The organism is Cupriavidus taiwanensis, assembly GCF_900249755.1.
Classification (GTDB): domain Bacteria; phylum Pseudomonadota; class Gammaproteobacteria; order Burkholderiales; family Burkholderiaceae; genus Cupriavidus; species Cupriavidus taiwanensis_D.
On the sequence record NZ_LT976853.1, the window covers coordinates 2,618,184 to 2,634,655 of the forward strand.

General features: G+C 68.9%; 17 protein-coding genes. 10 read left to right on the top strand and 7 right to left on the bottom strand.

Annotated elements, in window-relative coordinates; translation table 11 throughout:
- Positions 1-60 precede the first annotated feature (60 nt).
- Both CBM2594_RS11960 and egtD read right to left on the bottom strand, forming a co-directional pair.
- A complete protein-coding gene (locus CBM2594_RS11960) occupies positions 61-1,317 on the bottom strand; it encodes an SUMF1/EgtB/PvdO family nonheme iron enzyme (RefSeq protein WP_116357000.1) in 1,257 nt (418 codons plus the stop codon).
- Positions 1,318-1,447: 130 nt separating this feature from the next.
- Positions 1,448-2,542: an L-histidine N(alpha)-methyltransferase gene (gene egtD / locus CBM2594_RS11965; protein ID WP_116357001.1), complete on the bottom strand. Its 1,095-nt coding sequence runs from the start codon at positions 2,540-2,542 to the stop codon at positions 1,448-1,450.
- A 525-nt stretch (positions 2,543-3,067) separates the two neighbouring features.
- On the opposite strand from egtD, the gene CBM2594_RS11970 reads away from it, so the two are divergent.
- From CBM2594_RS11970 to CBM2594_RS11980, 3 genes are all read left to right on the top strand, one after another.
- Positions 3,068-3,775, top strand: coding sequence for a TerC family protein (locus CBM2594_RS11970; protein WP_116357002.1), 708 nt, complete (start codon positions 3,068-3,070; stop codon positions 3,773-3,775).
- 140 nt (positions 3,776-3,915) lie between these two features.
- Complete coding sequence (locus tag CBM2594_RS11975; protein ID WP_116357003.1) at positions 3,916-4,710, top strand: thymidylate synthase; 795 nt, start codon at positions 3,916-3,918, stop codon at positions 4,708-4,710.
- Positions 4,707-5,207 (top strand): dihydrofolate reductase, encoded by a 501-nt coding sequence (locus CBM2594_RS11980; protein ID WP_116357004.1) that lies wholly within the window; start codon positions 4,707-4,709, stop codon positions 5,205-5,207. Before CBM2594_RS11975 ends, CBM2594_RS11980 begins: the two co-directional genes overlap by 4 nt.
- Positions 5,208-5,270: 63 nt before the next feature.
- Here CBM2594_RS11980 and pmbA read toward each other — a convergent pair whose 3' ends face one another.
- Positions 5,271-6,638, bottom strand: coding sequence for a metalloprotease PmbA (pmbA, locus tag CBM2594_RS11985; RefSeq protein ID WP_116357005.1), 1,368 nt, complete (start codon positions 6,636-6,638; stop codon positions 5,271-5,273).
- A gap of 50 nt (positions 6,639-6,688) precedes the next feature.
- On the opposite strand from pmbA, the gene yjgA reads away from it, so the two are divergent.
- Positions 6,689-7,309 carry a ribosome biogenesis factor YjgA gene (yjgA, locus tag CBM2594_RS11990; protein ID WP_116357006.1) on the top strand — a complete coding sequence of 207 codons (621 nt, stop codon included), beginning with the start codon at positions 6,689-6,691 and terminating at the stop codon, positions 7,307-7,309.
- On the top strand, positions 7,306-7,944 hold the full coding sequence (gene mog / locus CBM2594_RS11995) for a molybdopterin adenylyltransferase (RefSeq protein WP_116357007.1): 639 nt from the start codon (positions 7,306-7,308) through the stop codon (positions 7,942-7,944). The genes yjgA and mog overlap by 4 nt, the downstream gene beginning before the upstream one ends.
- Before the next feature lie 61 nt (positions 7,945-8,005).
- On the opposite strand, the gene CBM2594_RS12000 is transcribed toward mog, so the two are convergent.
- Complete coding sequence (locus tag CBM2594_RS12000) at positions 8,006-8,887, bottom strand: AEC family transporter (RefSeq protein ID WP_116357008.1); 882 nt, start codon at positions 8,885-8,887, stop codon at positions 8,006-8,008.
- An 81-nt stretch (positions 8,888-8,968) separates the two neighbouring features.
- A complete protein-coding gene (gene orn, locus CBM2594_RS12005) occupies positions 8,969-9,655 on the bottom strand; it encodes an oligoribonuclease (RefSeq protein ID WP_116357009.1) in 687 nt (228 codons plus the stop codon).
- 221 nt (positions 9,656-9,876) lie between these two features.
- Here orn and CBM2594_RS12010 point away from each other — a divergent pair, with 221 nt between their 5' ends.
- Genes CBM2594_RS12010 through CBM2594_RS12020 form a run of 3 tightly spaced genes read left to right on the top strand, consistent with a single transcriptional unit; the run spans position 9,877 to position 12,441 of the window.
- Entirely contained in the window at positions 9,877-11,124 is a 1,248-nt protein-coding gene (locus CBM2594_RS12010) for a M48 family metallopeptidase (RefSeq protein WP_116357010.1), read from the top strand.
- Complete coding sequence (gene rsgA, locus CBM2594_RS12015; protein ID WP_116357011.1) at positions 11,121-12,092, top strand: ribosome small subunit-dependent GTPase A; 972 nt, start codon at positions 11,121-11,123, stop codon at positions 12,090-12,092. The genes CBM2594_RS12010 and rsgA overlap by 4 nt, the downstream gene beginning before the upstream one ends.
- Positions 12,093-12,135: 43 nt before the next feature.
- Positions 12,136-12,441: a putative signal transducing protein gene (locus tag CBM2594_RS12020; protein ID WP_116357012.1), complete on the top strand. Its 306-nt coding sequence runs from the start codon at positions 12,136-12,138 to the stop codon at positions 12,439-12,441.
- 52 nt (positions 12,442-12,493) lie between these two features.
- On the opposite strand, the gene CBM2594_RS12025 is transcribed toward CBM2594_RS12020, so the two are convergent.
- Both CBM2594_RS12025 and CBM2594_RS12030 read right to left on the bottom strand, forming a co-directional pair.
- Positions 12,494-13,498 carry a CobD/CbiB family protein gene (locus CBM2594_RS12025; RefSeq protein ID WP_116357013.1) on the bottom strand — a complete coding sequence of 335 codons (1,005 nt, stop codon included), beginning with the start codon at positions 13,496-13,498 and terminating at the stop codon, positions 12,494-12,496.
- A 191-nt stretch (positions 13,499-13,689) separates the two neighbouring features.
- Positions 13,690-14,388 (bottom strand): pirin family protein, encoded by a 699-nt coding sequence (locus tag CBM2594_RS12030; RefSeq protein WP_116357014.1) that lies wholly within the window; start codon positions 14,386-14,388, stop codon positions 13,690-13,692.
- 152 nt (positions 14,389-14,540) lie between these two features.
- Here CBM2594_RS12030 and CBM2594_RS12035 point away from each other — a divergent pair, with 152 nt between their 5' ends.
- A complete protein-coding gene (locus CBM2594_RS12035; RefSeq protein ID WP_116357015.1) occupies positions 14,541-15,461 on the top strand; it encodes a LysR family transcriptional regulator in 921 nt (306 codons plus the stop codon).
- Between the two features lie 11 nt (positions 15,462-15,472).
- Positions 15,473-16,417 carry a tRNA glutamyl-Q(34) synthetase GluQRS gene (gene gluQRS, locus CBM2594_RS12040; RefSeq protein WP_116357016.1) on the top strand — a complete coding sequence of 315 codons (945 nt, stop codon included), beginning with the start codon at positions 15,473-15,475 and terminating at the stop codon, positions 16,415-16,417.
- Positions 16,418-16,472 lie beyond the last annotated feature (55 nt).

A 16,472-nucleotide genomic window follows, 5' to 3' on the forward strand; every position in this document is an offset into this window, starting at 1 on the left:
CCCGCTGCGCAGCACACAGGGCACCCTCGGGTGCCCTGTTTTTTTATGGCCGGCGCCGCGCTACAGCGCGCAGGTGCGGAAGCCGATGAAGGACAGGTCGTCCTCGGGCAGCCGCGCCCAACGCGCGCGCACATGCCGCAGCCGTGCCGGGCTGGCGAACGACACGCCGCGCACCGCCTGGTGCGTGCCGAAGCGCCCCGCCATCTCGCCGTCGGACGGCGCGGCGACAAAGCCGGCGTAGGGTTCGTACGGCGTCGCGGTCCACTCGCGCAGCGCGCCCCACTGCAGGCCGCGGTTCTGGGTCGCGGCGAGTTCCCATTCCGATTCCGCCGGCAGGCGCCGCCCGGCCCAGACGCACCACGCCTGCGCTTCGTACAGCGTGACATGGCGCACCGCTTCGTCGGGATTGAGCGTGCGCAGCGTGCCGAAGCGTTCCAGCATCCACGCGCGCGACTCCGGATGGCGCGACCAGTAGCGCGGCGCCGAGCGTTCCTGCGTCATCAGCCACTGCCGTCCCGCCGACGACCACCAGGCCGGATGCTCGTAGCCGCCGTCCTCGACGAACTCGAGGAACTGCGCGTTGCTGACCAGCGCCATGTCGATTTCAAACGCGGGCACGTAGGTCGGCTGGGGCGGCAGTTCGTCGGGCCAGGCAAAGCCGTCGGCATCGCTCCAGCCCAGCGTGAAGCGACCGCCCGGGAAATGCAGCGTGCCGCCATGCCCGGCCGCCGGCGCGGCAGTGGCGCCGGCGCCCTCCGCGGGGGCCAGGCCGAGCGCCTGCAGCAGCGCGGCCACGCCTTCGCCCTGCGCGTCTTCATGCAGCAGCGCGCGGCGGTAGGGGTACAGGGTCAGGTCGGTGTCGTCGGGCAGCAGCGCGATCCGGCGCAGCACGCCGTCGAGCACGTCGGCGGCATAGCGCTTGACCACGGCGACGTCGGGCAGCGTGATCTCCCAGCGCTCGTCGGGCCCGATGCGGTCGGGGTCGAACCATTCATCGGCGCCGTCCAGCAGCGACGGCTCGGACGCCACCGGCACCGGCACGCCGCCGCGGTCGACCTGGCGCACGCCGCGCAGGCACCACCACTCCGCATGCCAGGCCACATGGCCGAGCGTCCACAGCGGCGGGTCGGCATCGTACTGGCGCGGCACGTCCCAGGCGCGGCGCGTCTGCCCGAACGGCGCCAGCCACGCGAGCGTGCGCGCGCGCGCGTCGACCAGTGCCTGCGCCAGCGCTTCGCGCGGCAGCCGGCGCGGGTCCGACCACGTCGCCTTGCCGCCGGTGAAGTAGAGATCGGGAAGCATGGGAAAGCCGCTCATCGGGGAAGTCCGCGCAGGGAAATGGGGGTGGACAGGCAGGCATCCGGACACGCCGCGGCCCGGCCCCGGCGCGCCGTGGCACGCCACGCCGGACTGCGGCCATTATGACACTACCGAACCTGCGCGCTGCTCAGCCGCGCGCGTGGAACACCGCGAACCAGCCGCGCGGGTCGGACCAGTACACCGGGTCGTCGAAGCCGGCGGCTTCGAGCAGCAGCGCGAAATCGTCCGGGCGGTACTTGTACGAATCCTCGGTATGGATGCGCTCGCCGGCGGCGAACTCGCGCGTGCCGCCGTCCCATTGCACGCGCACGTCGCGGCACGCCTGCAGGTGCATCTGGATGCGCGAGGCCGCGCGGTCGAAGCTGGCCTGGTGGCGCCAGTCGTCGAGCGCGAAGTCGGTGCCGACGATGCGGTTCACGTTGCGCAGCACGTTGCGGTTGAACGCCGCGGTCACGCCCAGCGCATCGTCGTAGGCCGATACCAGCGTGGCTTCGTCCTTGTGCAGGTCCACGCCGATCAGCACGCCGTCGCCGCGCCCGGCCGCGCCGCGCAGGCGCTGCAGCAGCGCCAGGGCCTCGACCGGGGCGAAATTGCCGATGCTGGAGCCCGGGTAGAAGAACAGGCGCCGGCCGCGCCTGACCTTGGCCGGCAGGTCGAACGGCGTGCACAGGTCGGCGCCCAGCCCCAGCATCGGGATCTCGGGATGCTGCTGCTGCAGCGACGACAGCGTCGCGCGCAGGAACTCGACCGAGATATCCACCGCCACGTACTGCGCCGGGCGCAGGCTGCCGAACAGCCGCGCCGCCTTCTCGCAGTTGCCGGCGCCCAGGTCCACCAGCACGCAGCCGCTGCCGGCGCGCGCCGCGATGGCCGGCGCGGCGCTGGCAAAGATCGCGGCTTCGGTGCGGGTCGGGTAGTACTCGGGCAGGTCGGTGATGGCTTCGAACAGGCGCGAACCCAGCACGTCGTAGAAAAACTTGGGACTGATCGCCGCCTGCGCGGCGCGCAGGCCGGACAGCACCTGCTCGCGCAGCGCGCCGCTGTCTTCGCGGTACTGCTGCACGAACTCGGGCTGCGGCGGGCGCTGCGCGCGGCCATTGGCCAGCGCCACCAGCGCGGGCGGCGCCGCGGCGTGGCCGTTATGGTGGTTCAGGGGCGGGAGGGATGTCTGCGGGGTCTTGTGATGTGAGGGCGGGTTCGGCGGGTTCGGGACAGCCGGCATGTCGTTTCCTTGTGTGGTCGCAAATGGGCACTGCTTCACTGCGTATTCCCCAAGGCCGCGCTGTGCATGTCGTGCGCGCCGGTCTCCGCAATGCGCCCCCTGTGCTGTCCGGGACGCATCGGTCGGAGCCGAACCTAAAGGATAGGCCGATCCCGCGGATCGCGCAGCCCCTATGGCCGCCGCGGCATGCCGATTACGCCATCCCGGCGAACTTGAGTCAGTATCTTTCCTAATGCGGCATGTCCCTTGCAGTTCGTTTATAATCCGGCCCAGCGCGGCCCCTGAACGGGCCGTGTCCCTCAAAGGGGAGTAGCTCCGGGGCTTATGCCCTTAGCACAATCGTCATTCCGGGACCGCAGTCCCCGGTTGTGCTGACTACCGGCGTGCATACCGCGCCCGTGGTCGAGCAAGACCTTTGCAACCTGGACTTCATGGTTTGCAAAGGCGCCCCCATGCTCCCATGCACGTGAATCCAGTCGAACCCAATGCGCGCGCTTTGCGCTGATTCGTACCTGAGGAGAGTTCATGGAGTGGTTTACCGATCTGTTCACGATGCAGTTCCTGACGGCCCTGCTGTCGATCGTCGTCATTGACCTGGTGCTGGCCGGGGACAATGCCATCGTGATCGCGCTGGCGGCACGCAACCTGCCGCCCCACCTGCAGAAGAAGGCCATTATCTGGGGTACCGTGGGTGCCGTGGTGGTGCGCTCGGCCATGACGATCGGCGTGGTCTGGCTGCTGAAGATTCCGGGGCTGATGCTGGTGGGCGGCCTGGCGCTGGTGTGGATTGCCTACAAGCTGCTGTCCGACGACAGCGGCGAAGAAGGGCATGGCTCCGGCGCGTCGACGCTGTGGGGTGCGATGAAGACCATCATCATCGCCGACGCGGTGATGGGCGTCGACAACGTGCTGGCCGTGGCCGGCGCCGCGCACGGCAGCTTCCTGCTGGTGGTGCTGGGCCTGCTGATCAGCATCCCCATCGTGGTGTGGGGCTCGAGCCTGGTGCTCAAGCTGATGGCCCGCTTCCCGGTCATCATTTACGTGGGTGCCGGCGTGCTGGCGTTCACGGCGGTCAAGATGATCGTGCACGAGCCGATGGTCAAGGCGTTCTTCGAAGCCAACCCGGTGGTCAACTGGGGCCTGTACGTGCTGATCGTCGGCGGCGTGCTGGGCGCCGGCTACCTGGTGCAGAAGCGCCGCGGGCAGCAGCAGGAACCGGCCGGCAGCCACTAAAGCTGCCCCGGCGCCAGGGCCTGGTGCCCTGGCCCTGCCGCAAAAGAAGGGCCGTCCGAAAGGGGCGGCCCTTCTTGCTTTAAAATGCCAGCTTTGCGGGCCCAGGGCCCGCGCCACCTCTTCCATCCCGCCCCGCGCCGATGAAACAGTACCTCGACTTCATGCGCCATGTTTACGAACATGGCACCGACAAGGCCGACCGCACCGGCACCGGCACGCGCTCGGTGTTCGGCTACCAGATGCGCTTCGACCTGCGCGAAGGCTTCCCGGTGGTCACTACCAAGAAGCTGCACCTGAAGTCGATCATCTATGAACTGCTGTGGTTCCTGCAGGGCTCGACCAACGTGCGCTGGCTTCAGGAGCACGGCGTCACCATCTGGGACGAGTGGGCCGACGAGCATGGCGAACTGGGCCCGGTCTACGGCTCGCAATGGCGCTCGTGGCCGGCGCCGGACGGCCGCCATATCGACCAGATCTCCGAGCTGGTGGCGCAGATCCGCGCCAACCCGGACTCGCGCCGGCTGATCGTGTCGGCCTGGAACGTGGCCGACATCCCGCGCATGAAGCTGCCGCCCTGCCATGCGTTCTTCCAGTTCTATGTGGCCGACGGCCGGCTCTCGTGCCAGCTGTACCAGCGCAGCGCCGATATCTTCCTGGGCGTGCCGTTCAATATCGCCAGCTATGCGCTGCTGACCCACATGATGGCGCAGCAGACCGGGCTGGAAGTGGGCGACTTCATCTGGACCGGCGGCGACTGCCACCTGTACAACAACCACTTCGAACAGGTGCAGACCCAGCTGGCGCGAGAGCCGCTGGCGCTGCCGCAGCTGAAGATCCTGCGCCAGCCCGACAGCCTCTTCGACTACCGCTACGAAGACTTCGAGCTGGTTGGCTACCAGTCGCACCCCGCCATCAAGGCACCGGTGGCCGTATGACGCTGCTGACCCTGGTTGTCGCCCGCGCCCGCAACGGCACCATCGGCCGCGACAACACGCTGCCGTGGCGCCTGCCGGAAGACCTGGCGCATTTCAAGCGCACCACCATGGGCGCGCCCGTGATCATGGGGCGCAAGACCTGGGACTCGATCGGCCGCCCGCTGCCGGGGCGCCGCAACATCGTGGTCAGCCGCAACCCGGACCTGCGCATCGAGGGCGCCGAGGTGGCGACGTCGCTGGAAGATGCGCAGCGGCTGTGCGTCGGCGCCGAGCAGATTTTCCTGATCGGCGGCGCGCAGCTGTATGCCGAAGCCATGCCGAGCGCGGACCGGCTGGTGGTGACCGAGATCGATGCGGATGTGGAAGGCGATGCGTTCTTCCCGCCAATCGACCGCACCCAGTGGATTGAAACCGCGCGCGAAACGCATCATTCGGAGGCCAATGGCTTCGACTATGCCTTCGTCACGTATGAGCGGCCGCCTTCGGACGAGTCGTAAGGCATTGCGCAAATAAAAAAGCAGGCCGTCCGGCCTGCTTTTTCTTTGGGCGGCGCGCGCGGATCAATTGCCGGCGATCGTCATCTGCTCAAGCAGGATCGACCCGGTTTCCTTGGTGCCCCGCACCAGCGCATCGGCGCCGATCGCGACGATCTGCCGGAACATCTCGGCCATGTTGCCGGCGATGGTGATTTCCTCGACCGGATACTGGATCACGCCATTCTCGACCCAGTAGCCCGACGCGCCGCGCGAATAGTCGCCGGTCACGTAGTTGACGCCCTGCCCCATCAGCTCGGTCACCAGCAGGCCGGTGCCGAGCTTGCGCAGCATCGCGGGGAAATCGTCGCCGGGCTGGGTCAGGTTGCTGGAAAGCGTCAGGTTGTGCGAGCCGCCGGCATTGCCGGTGGTCTGCATGCCGAGCTTGCGCGCGGAATAGGTGGAGAGGAAGTAGCCCTGCACCACGCCGTCCTTGACCACGTCGCGCTCGCGCGTGCGCACGCCTTCTTCGTCGAACGGGGCGCTGCCCATGGCGCCGGGAACATGCGGCTGCTCATGGATCTGGACATGGGGAGCGAACACCGCCTGGCCCAGCGAATCGCACAAAAAGGTGGACTTGCGGTACAGCGCGCCGCCCGACACCGCCTGCACGAAGGCGCCCAGCAGCCCTGCTGCCAGCGGCGCCTCGAACAGCACCGGGCAGCGGCGCGTCGACAGCTTGCGCGCCTGCAGCCGTGCCAGCGCGCGCTCGGCGGCGTAGCGGCCGATGTCCTCGGGCGCGGCCAGCGCCAGCGGCGTGCGCTTGGACGAATACCAGTCGTCGCGCTGCATGCCGCTGCCGCTGCCGGCGATCGGCGCGCACGAGATGAAGTGGCGCGAATACGGGTAGCCGCCGCTGAAGCCGCGCGTGGTTGCCAGCACGAACTGCGAATGCTGGGCCGACACGCTGGCGCCGTCGCTGTTGCGGATGCGCGGCGAGACCGCGAACGCCGCGGCCTCGGCACGCGCGGCGATGTCGATCGCGGCTTCGGCGTCGAGCGCCCACGGGTGGAACAGGTCCAGGTCCTGCGGCGCACGCTCCAGCAGTTCTTCTTCGGCCAGGCCGGCGCAGTCGTCCTCGGCGGTGAAGCGGGCGATGTTGTAGGCCGCCTCGGCGGTGGCGCGCAGCGCGGCGGGAGAGAAGTCCGAGGTGCTGGCGTTGCCGCGGCGCTTGCCGATCATCACCGTGACGCCGACCACCTTGTCGCGGTTCTGCTCGATGGTCTCCACCTGGCCCTTGCGCACCGACACCGACAGGCCGCTGCCTTCCGAGATCTCGGTGGCGGCGTCGGTCGCCCCCAGTTCGCGTGCCACCCGCAGCACATCGGCGGCCATCTCGCTGAGCTGGGCCTGGGTGTAGGTGAAATGCGCGGTCTGTTCGGCGATCTGGTCCATGCTGGGCGGGGTGTCATCAAAAGTCCAAGCGGCAATCATAGCAAGATAAAATGCCGGGCATGACGCGAAATTCCCGTAACCCACAAGGCTCGCGCTTTCCCGGAGGCTTTGCGCCCGAACCGGAAGACGACGAACCGAAAAGCAAGTCGCAGCGCAAGCGCGACATGACCGCGCTGCAGGACCTTGGCGCCGAGCTCGAGGCACTGGCCAAGGACCGCCTGGCGCGCGTGCCCATGCCCGAAGCGCTGGCCGACGCCATCCACGCGGCGCGCCGCATCAACAGCCACGAAGGCAAGCGCCGCCAGATGCAGTATGTCGGCAAGATCATGCGCGGCCTCGAGGACGAAGAGGTCGAGGTGATCCGGCAAGCGCTGGAGGGCTTCAAGGGCACCAGCAAGGCCGAGACCGCGCGCATGCATCTGATCGAGCGCTGGCGCGAGCTGCTGCTGGCCGACGACGCGGCGCTGACGCGCTTCCTCGCCGAGCATCCCGGCATCGACGTGCAGGCGCTGCGCAATACCATCCGCAATGCGCGCAAGGAAAAAGAGCTGGGCAAGCCGCCGCGCTATTTCCGCGAGCTGTTCCAGGCGATCAAGTCGGCGCTGGACGCGAAGGACGGCAAGGCCGGCGCCGCCGCGGACCAACCCCCTACCCCGGAGCCCGAGGCATGACCCAGACCACGCAGCCGGTTGTCCGCAACCATCCCGACGAACTCGTCGTCGGCTTCGTCTCGATCTCTGACCGCGCCTCGGCCGGCACTTACCAGGACGAGGGCATCCCGGCGCTGCGCGACTGGTTCGGGCGCACGCTGACCTCGCCCTGGCAGGCGGTCGAGCGCCTGATCCCCGACGAACAGGCGCAGATCTCGCGCACGCTGATCGAGCTGGTCGACGTGGCCGGCTGCGACCTGGTGCTGACCACCGGCGGCACTGGCCCGGCGCGCCGCGACGTGACTCCCGAGGCCACGCTGGCGGTGGCGACCAAGGAAATGCCCGGCTTTGGCGAGCAGATGCGCCAGGTCAGCCTGCATTTCGTGCCGACCGCGATCCTGTCGCGCCAGGTCGCGGTGATCCGCGAGACCGCCAGCCGCGCCGCGCTGATCATCAACCTGCCCGGCCAGCCGCGCGCGATCCGCGAAACGCTGGAAGGCCTGCGCGACGCCGACGGCAAGCCGGTGGTGCAAGGCATCTTTGCCGCGGTCCCGTATTGCATCGACCTGATCGGCGGCCCCTACATGGAAACCGACGAGGCCATCGTCAAGGCGTGGCGTCCCAAGAACGCCGTGCGCGCCAAACCCGCGGCCTGACCGAACGCCCCCCGCCCGCCGGCACGCGCCGCGCGGGCCGCCCGCCTGGCGCAGGCCCTGATCAGCGCAGGCCCAGGTACAGCCCCACCGGCACGAACACCACCGCGGCGATATTGCCGAGCAGCACGATCGACGCCACCTGGTCCGGCTCCTGCCGGAAGTGGTCCGCCACCAGGAAATTCAGCACCGCCGGCGGCAGCGCCGCAAACACGAACAGCAGCCCGCGCTGCAGTTCGGTCAGCGGCACCCACTGCACCAGCGCCAGCGCCACCGCAATGCCCGCCAGCGGACACACCGCCGCACCCACCAGCCCCATGCCCCAGTTGCGCAGGCTCACGTCCTTCATGCGCACGCCCAGCGCAAACAGCATCAGCGGCACGGTGGCATCGCCCAGCAGCTTGACCGACTGGTAGACCGGGTCCGGCAGCGTGAACCACGGCCGCGCCAGCGCCAGCGCCACGCCCGCAACGGTGGCCAGCACCATGGGGTTGCGTGCGATCTGCGCCAGCGACGCATGCCGGTTGACGATCTTCATGCCGATGGTGAAGTGCATCAGGTTCGACGCCGCGAACAGCGCCACCGCGGGCGCGAGGCCCGCCGGGCCGAAGGCGAACACCGACAGCGGCAAACCCATATTGCCGCAGTTGTTGAACATCATCGGCGGCACGAAGGTGCGCGGATCGACCTGCATCCAGCGCGCCAGCGCCCACGCCAGCACGCCCGAGCCCAGCACCACCGCCACCGCGCAACCCAGCAGCACCAGCTGCTCGGCCAGCACGAAGTCCTTGCTGACGAAGGCCGACACCACCAGCAGCGGCGCGATCACGTCCAGCGTGGCGCGGTTGATGCCCGCCATGTCCGGATGGGCCTTGCGCCCGTACAGCCACCCGACCAGGATGATCAGGATGACCGGCGTGATGATGGAAACGATGCGCTCGAACATGGGCAGGCGGACGGGCAGCGCGCCGCCTGCATGGGGACGGCGCGGGGAATGGAAGGTGTACTGGCGGGAGCCGCGCTGTGCTTACTGCGCCGGCGTATCGGCGGCTGGCGTATCGGCGGCCGGCGTATCGGCGGCCGGCGTATCGGCGGCCGGCGTATCGGCGGCCGGTGCCTCGGCAGCCGGCGCCGCGCCGGGCGCGGCGTGGCGGATAAAGTGCGTGCGGTAGTAGCGCAGCTCTTCGATCGATTCCAGGATGTCGGCCAGCGCCGTGTGCAGCTGGCGCTTGACGAAGCCCTTGTGGACGGCCGGCTCCCAGCGCTTGCACAGCTCCTTGAGCGTCGACACGTCGAGGTTGCGGTAGTGGAAGAAGGCCTCCAGCTTGGGCATGTAGCGCGCCATGAAGCGGCGGTCCTGGCAGATCGAGTTGCCGCACATCGGCGACTTGCCGGCCGGCACCCAGCGCTTGAGGAAGGCCAGCAGCTCGGCCTCGGCCTGCGCTTCGGTCAGGGTCGAGGCCTTGACCTTGTCGATCAGGCCCGAGCGGCCGTGGGTGCCCTTGTTCCAGTTGTCCATGCCGTCGAGCACGGCATCGCTCTGGTGGATCACCAGCACCGGGCCTTCGGCGAGGATGTTGAGCTCGGAGTCGGTAATCACCACCGCCACTTCGATGATGCGGTCGGTATCCGGCTGCAGGCCGGTCATTTCCATGTCCAGCCAGATCAGGTTGTTTTCGCTTTTGACGGATTTGGCGGCGGCTTGGCTTGTCATCAGGACTGCGGCAGATAGGGATTTGGGGAAAGCGGCCGCGGCGGCGCCGGGCGCGAACAATTTATAATTCTCGCATATCCGTCCGGAACGGCCCGCCTGCGCACCTGCGCGGCGCCGTTTTCGGAATTCCCGGACCGCCGCCTGCCCCACCCCGCGGCGCGGTCCCCACGGGCACCCGTCGGCTGCAACGCCGGGGGCCCGCACCCACAAGGCGCTTGCCGATGTTCACGATTGTCTTTCTCGCCGCCCTGGTGCTGATGGTGCTGACCAAGCTGTGGCTGGCCGCGCGCCAGGTGCGCCATGTCGCGCAGCACCGCCATGCGGTGCCGGCACGCTTTGCCGACACCATCAGCCTGGCCTCGCACCAGAAGGCGGCTGACTACACCATCGCCCGCACGCGGCTGTCGATGCTTGAAGTGCTGGCCGGCGCCGCGGTGCTGATCGCCTTCACCATGCTGGGCGGGCTGCAGTGGCTCAACCAGTTCTGGCTGGAAGCCTTCGGCCCGGGCTATGCCTACGGCGTGGCGCTGGTCGCCAGCGTGGCGGTGATCGGCGGCCTGGTCGACCTGCCGTTCTCGCTGTATGGCCAGTTCGGCATCGAGCAGCGCTTCGGCTTCAACAAGATGACCTTCGGGCTGTGGCTGGTCGACCTGGTCAAGATGCTGCTGGTGGCCAGCGCGCTGGGCCTGCCGCTGCTGCTGGCGGTGCTGTGGCTGATGGACCGCGCCGGCTCGCTGTGGTGGGTGTGGACCTGGCTGGTGTGGATGGCCTTCAACCTGTTCCTGCTGGTGGTGTTCCCCACCTTTATCGCGCCGCTGTTCAACAAGTTCGAGCCGCTCGACGACGCCTCGCTGCGCCAGCGCATCGAGCGCCTGATGCAGCGCTGCGGCTTTGCCAGCAAGGGGCTGTTCGTGATGGACGGCAGCAAGCGCAGCGCGCACGGCAATGCGTACTTCACCGGCTTCGGCGCCGCCAAGCGCATCGTCTTCTTCGACACGCTGCTGGCGCGCCTGTCCGGCGACGAGATCGAGGCGGTGCTGGCGCACGAGCTGGGCCACTTCAAGCGCCGCCACGTGGCCAAGCGCATCGTCGTGACCTTCGCGCTGAGCCTGGTGTTCCTGGCGCTGCTGGGCTGGCTGGCCACGCGCAGCTGGTTCTACACCGGGCTGGGGGTGGCGCCCAACCTGGGCGTGTCCAACAGCGCGCTGGCGCTGGTGCTGTTCTTCCTGACGCTGCCGGTGTTCACCTTCCTGCTGGGGCCGCTGTCGAGCCAGTCGTCGCGCCGCCATGAATTCGAGGCCGACGCCTTTGCCGCCGACCAGACCGACGCCAACCACCTGGTCTCGGCGCTGGTCAAGCTGTACAAGGACAACGCCTCGACGCTGACGCCCGACCCGCTCTACAGCGCCTTCTACTACTCGCATCCGCCCGCCGCGCAGCGGATCGACCGCCTGCTGGCGCACGCATGAGCCGCGCCACGCGTCACCGCAACGCCGGCGGCGGCACCGGCGCCGGCAACCCCACCGAATCCGCGCTGATCATCGCCGCCCATGGCCGCCACTACGTGGTCGAGCTGGGCGACGGCATGCGCATGCATGCCTTCCCGCGCGGCAAGAAGAGCGACTGCGCGGTGGGCGACCACGTCAGCGTCGAGCGCGCCGCCGCCGACCAGTGCGTGATCACCCGGGTCGCGCCGCGCAAGAACCTGCTGCACCGCTCGGACCAGTTCAAGTCCAAGCTGCTGGCGGCCAATATCGACCAGGTCATCATCGTGCTGGCCACCGAGCCGGGCTTCTCCGAAGACCTGCTCGGGCGTGCACTGGTCTCGGCCGAGGCCCTGGAGATCCGGCCGCTGGTGGTGCTCAACAAGACCGACCTGCCCGAGCGGCTGGAAGAAGCGCGTGGGCGCCTCGCGCTGTACCGCGGGCTGGGCTACGACACGCTGGAACTGTCGGTGCGCGCCGACCCGGTGCAGGCGCTGGCCGCGCTGAAGCCGCGCCTGGCGGGGCTGTCCAGCATCCTGATCGGCCAGTCTGGCATGGGCAAGTCGTCGCTGCTGAACCTGCTGATCCCGGGCGTCGATGCGCAGACGCGCGAGATCTCGGCCAAGCTCGATTCCGGCAAGCACACCACCACCTTCACCCGGCTGTATCACCTGCCGCAGGACTGGGGCACCGTGGATGGCCGCCTGGGCGCGCTGATCGATTCGCCGGGCTTCCAGGAATTCGGCCTCTACCACCTCAGCGAGGGCATGCTGGAACGCGCGTTCCCGGAATTCCGGCCGCGGCTGACGGCGTGCCGCTTCTACAACTGCCACCATGTGAACGAGCCGGGCTGCGGCGTGCTGGCCGCGGTGGCGTCCGGCGCCATTTCCGAGCGCCGCCACCAGCTCTACACGCAGCTGCTGCACGAATCCAGCCAGCAGAAACCGTGGTGAAGCCGTGGTAAGGTGAGTGCACCTGGGTTCCCGGTGCGCCGCCATGAAACTGCTGCTGTCCGCCACGTCCCTCGTTCACGCGGCCCATTGCCAGAATGTGCTGCGCGCGGCCGGCATTCGCGCGGAATTGCGCAATACCTGGCTGGCCGGCGCGACCGGCGAGATCCCGTTCCGCGAGAGTGCGCCGCAGGTGTGGCTGGTCGATGACGAGATGGAGGCGCAGGCGTGGGCGGTGCTCAATGCCGCGGCCAACCCGGTGCCGGGGCCCAGCTGGCAATGCCGCCATTGCGGCGAATGGCACGAGTCGCAGTTTGGTGCGTGCTGGCGCTGCGGAGCGGCGCGCGACTAGCAGGTGTCAACCATCCGGCCGCAACCGGCCGGGCGGGCTTGCAAAACGCCGCTCAGCCCACCCACAGCGCCAGCGACAGCATCGCCAGCAGCAGCATCCACAGCACCACCGCGCGCCACACCAGCCCCACCGCCGACTGCAGCGTGCGCACGCCGGGTTCGGTGCCGAACTCGGGCGGCGCCGGCTCCGGGCCGCCGTTGATGCCTTCGGCGTCTTCCATGCCGGGCGCGTAGTCCACCGCCGGGCCGGCCACGCTGGTGCGCAGCACCACGGTGGAATCGTCCTCGGCCAGCGGCGTGCCCAGCCGCACGCCCAGCGCACCGCCGCCGCTCGCCAGCAGGATGCCGTTGACGGCATCGTTCCACTTGCGCGCATGGTTGCGCCAGGCGTAGACCGCGTCCTCGAAGTTGCCGACGATGGCAAAGCCGATCGAGGTCAGCCGCGACGGGATCCAGTCCAGCAGGTAGAAGGCGCGCGCGGCGAAGCGTCCCAGCGCCGGGCTGCGCTCGGTCGACGGCAGGTTCCAGTGGCGGCCCAGGTATTCGGCGGTGCGGTACAGCACCACGCCACCAGGGCCGACCGGCACCAGGAACCAGAAGAACACGCCGAACACATGCCGGTGCACGGCGATGATCGCCGCTTCCAGCGTATGCCGGACGATTTCGGACACCGGCATCTCGACGGTGTCGAGCCCGGTCCACTCGTGCAGCAGCGTGCGCGCGGTGTGGACATCGTCGCGGTTGAGCGCCTCGTGGATATCGGTGAAGTAGTGGCTGAACTGGCGGAAGCCCAGCGTCATGTACAGCACCAGCACATTCCACGCGAGCGTCAGCGCCACGCTGATCGAGGCCAGCAGGTAGTGCACCACGATCACCGCCAGGGTCAGCGGCAGGACCACGGTGAGCCACGCCAGCGCGGCGTCGCGCGGGCGGCCGGTGTCGAAGGCGTGCTCGGCGCGGTCGCCGAGCGCGCGCACGATCTCGTAGATCGGGTTGTTGCGGCCCAGGGCGCGGAACTGCTCGGCAATCAGCGCCAGGAGAATGGAAACAAAGGTCATCTTGGTACGGGGTGCTCCAAGGGCACGCCGGCCCGTTCTGGCTGCCGGCGCGGGCTTGCCGGTGATGTGCCGGCACAGGCGCAATGCATAGCGAGAAGATAGCACAGCGCTCCCCGCAGGCACCCCCGGCGCGCCGTGCAAAAGGCAAAAGCCCGCCATGGGGCGGGCTCTCGCTGCGGCTGTAAACAATGTCAGGGCAGGTCGAACACCAGCACCTCGGCGCCGTCGCCGCCCGACAGTCCGACCTCGGCCACGTCTTCCAGCCGGGCCGCGTCGCCGGCCTCGAGCGCCTTGCCGTTGACCGTCACCCGGCCGCGCGCCACATGCACATAGGCGCGGCGGCCCGGCGCCAGCGCCAGCGCGGCGGCCTCGTCGCCGTCGAACAGCCCGGCGTAGAGCCGGATGTCCTGGTGCACCAGCACCGAGCCGTCGGCGCCGTCGGCACTGGCCACCAGGCGCAGCTTGCCGCGCTTGTCAGCCGCGTCGAAATGCTTTTCCTCGTAGCCGGGATCGATGCCGTTCTCCGCCGGCACGATCCAGATCTGCAGGAAGTGGGTGGTGTCGTGCGCGGCGTGGTTGTACTCCGAATGGCGCACGCCGGTGCCGGCGCTCATGCGCTGCACGTCGCCGGGGCGGATCACGCTGCCGTTGCCCATGCTGTCCTTGTGCGCCAGCTCGCCTTCCAGCACGTAGCTGATGATTTCCATGTCGCGGTGGCCATGGGTGCCAAAGCCCATGCCCGGCGCGACGCGGTCTTCGTTGATCACGCGCAGCGGCCCGAACTGCACATGCTGCGGGTCGTAGTAGTCGGCGAACGAGAACGAATGATAGGACTTCAGCCAGCCATGATCGGCGTATCCACGCTCTGCGGACTTTCTGATTTCAATCATTTTGATGGCCCCCCTTGAGCCTTTTCGCCGACAGCACCGTCTGGAGAACCGTGCTGCGGCATACGTCTTCGCTTTGGATGCTAGGCAGTTTAGGCCTTCAGGCGTATATTTACGGGGATCGCCTTAGAAGCAGTCATTCAGAATTTCTGAACATGGCCCTCTCGCTAGAATCCCTCGAAGTCCTCGACGCCATCGAACGCAAGGGCAGCTTTGCCGCCGCTGCCCACGAGATGGGCAAGGTCCCCTCCGCGCTGACCTACGTGGTGCGCAAGCTGGAAGAAGACCTGGACGTGCTGCTGTTCGACCGGCGCCGCCATCGCGCCGAGCTGACGCCCGCCGGCCGCGCCCTGCTCGACGAAGGCCGCCACCTGCTGCACGCAGCCGACGACCTGGCCCGGCGCGTCAAGCGCCTGGCCACCGGCTGGGAGGCCACCCTCACCCTCGTGGTCGACGACCTGATCAACTTCCGCGCCCTGCTGCCGGTGATCCACGACTTCTATGCCGAAAACACCGCCACCCGGCTGCGCTTTTCCAAGGAAGTGCTGGGCGGCGCGTGGGACGCGCTGGTCAGCAACCGCGCCGACCTGGTGATCGGCGGCGCCTACGACGCGCCCAGCACGCAGGGCTTCCAGATCCGGCCGCTGGGGACCATGCCCTTCGTCTTCGCCGTGGCCGCGCACCACCCGCTGGCGACCGAGGAAGGCCCGCTCACCACCATCCAGATCGCCAAGCACCGCATCGTCGCGGTGGGCGATACCTCGCGCAACCTGCCGGCCCGCACCCATGGCGTGCTGGCCGGGCAGGACGTGCTGGTGGTCCCCACCATGCGCGACAAGCTCGAAGCGCAGATCCGCGGGCTGGGCTGCGGCTGGCTGCCGGCGCCGATGGCGCAGCCGCATATCGAGAGCGGCGTGCTGCAGGCGCGCGAGACCGTCGAGGTGCGCGCGCCCGGCAATTTCAAGGTGGCCTGGCGCACCAGCAACCGCGGCAAGGCGCTGCAGTGGTGGGCCGGCAAGCTGGAAGACCCGCGCCTGGCGCAGGCGCTGCTGCAGCAACCGGACTTCGCCGGCTGAGGGGTGGCCTGATGGCAGGAACGGCCGCAAGCGCAAGAATTCCCGCAACGGCGGCGCCGGAGGTCGCCGCGCCCGGCTATCGCGGGCGCTTCGCACCCTCGCCCACCGGGCCGCTGCACATGGGTTCGCTGGTCACCGCACTGGCCAGCTGGCTCGACGCCCGCGCGCACGGCGGGCAATGGCTGGTGCGCATCGAAGACATCGATACGCCGCGCTGCGTGCGCGGCGCGGACCACGACATCCTGCACACGCTGGCGCGCGTCGGCATGACGCCCGACGAGCCACCGGTGTGGCAGAGCCGGCGCGAACGTCACTATGCCGAAGCGCTGCGCCGGCTCGATGCCGCGGGGCAGCTTTACCCGTGCGGCTGCTCGCGCAAGGAGATCGCCGATTCGCTGGTGCACGTGCGCGAGCGCCACCAGACCCTGGGCTATCCCGGCACCTGCCGCCACGGCCTGAACGGCAAGCTGCCGCGCGCATGGCGCGTGCGCGTGCCGGACGGGCCGGCCGCGATGGTCTGCTTCGACGACCGCTGGCAGGGACGCCAGTGCCAGGACCTGGAAACCGAGCTGGGCGACTTCGTGCTGCGCCGCGCCGACGGGCTGTGGGCCTACCAGCTGGCGGTGGTGGTCGACGACGGCCTGCAGGGCATCACGCATATCGTGCGCGGCGCCGACCTGCTCGACTCCACGCCGCGGCAGATCCACCTGCAGCACCTGCTGGGGCTGCCCACGCCGGCTTACCTGCACGTGCCGGTGGTGGTGAACCGGCTCGGGGAGAAGCTCAGCAAGCAGAGCGGCGCGCAGGCGATCGATACCCACGCACCGCTGGAGGCGTTGCGCGAAGCCGGTGCCCACCTGGGGCTGTCGAACCCCGCCGGCAATGTTGCCGACTGGCTGGCGCGGGCCACCGATGGCTGGCGCGCGCGGCTGGCCGCGCTGCCCGCCCAGGTCTAGCCCCAAAAAACAAATGGCCCGCGCAGGCGGGCCATCATTCATCGGAACAACGCTC

Coding starts and splice junctions, on each gene's coding strand:
- CBM2594_RS11960 (WP_116357000.1), bottom strand. CDS start 1,317: ATGAGCGGCTTTCCCATGCTTCCCGATCTCTACTTCACCGGCGGCAAG.
- egtD (WP_116357001.1), bottom strand. CDS start 2,542: ATGCCGGCTGTCCCGAACCCGCCGAACCCGCCCTCACATCACAAGACC.
- CBM2594_RS11970 (WP_116357002.1), top strand. CDS start 3,068: ATGGAGTGGTTTACCGATCTGTTCACGATGCAGTTCCTGACGGCCCTG.
- CBM2594_RS11975 (WP_116357003.1), top strand. CDS start 3,916: ATGAAACAGTACCTCGACTTCATGCGCCATGTTTACGAACATGGCACC.
- CBM2594_RS11980 (WP_116357004.1), top strand. CDS start 4,707: ATGACGCTGCTGACCCTGGTTGTCGCCCGCGCCCGCAACGGCACCATC.
- pmbA (WP_116357005.1), bottom strand. CDS start 6,638: ATGGACCAGATCGCCGAACAGACCGCGCATTTCACCTACACCCAGGCC.
- yjgA (WP_116357006.1), top strand. CDS start 6,689: ATGCCGGGCATGACGCGAAATTCCCGTAACCCACAAGGCTCGCGCTTT.
- mog (WP_116357007.1), top strand. CDS start 7,306: ATGACCCAGACCACGCAGCCGGTTGTCCGCAACCATCCCGACGAACTC.
- CBM2594_RS12000 (WP_116357008.1), bottom strand. CDS start 8,887: ATGTTCGAGCGCATCGTTTCCATCATCACGCCGGTCATCCTGATCATC.
- orn (WP_116357009.1), bottom strand. CDS start 9,655: ATGACAAGCCAAGCCGCCGCCAAATCCGTCAAAAGCGAAAACAACCTG.
- CBM2594_RS12010 (WP_116357010.1), top strand. CDS start 9,877: ATGTTCACGATTGTCTTTCTCGCCGCCCTGGTGCTGATGGTGCTGACC.
- rsgA (WP_116357011.1), top strand. CDS start 11,121: ATGAGCCGCGCCACGCGTCACCGCAACGCCGGCGGCGGCACCGGCGCC.
- CBM2594_RS12020 (WP_116357012.1), top strand. CDS start 12,136: ATGAAACTGCTGCTGTCCGCCACGTCCCTCGTTCACGCGGCCCATTGC.
- CBM2594_RS12025 (WP_116357013.1), bottom strand. CDS start 13,498: ATGACCTTTGTTTCCATTCTCCTGGCGCTGATTGCCGAGCAGTTCCGC.
- CBM2594_RS12030 (WP_116357014.1), bottom strand. CDS start 14,388: ATGATTGAAATCAGAAAGTCCGCAGAGCGTGGATACGCCGATCATGGC.
- CBM2594_RS12035 (WP_116357015.1), top strand. CDS start 14,541: ATGGCCCTCTCGCTAGAATCCCTCGAAGTCCTCGACGCCATCGAACGC.
- gluQRS (WP_116357016.1), top strand. CDS start 15,473: ATGGCAGGAACGGCCGCAAGCGCAAGAATTCCCGCAACGGCGGCGCCG.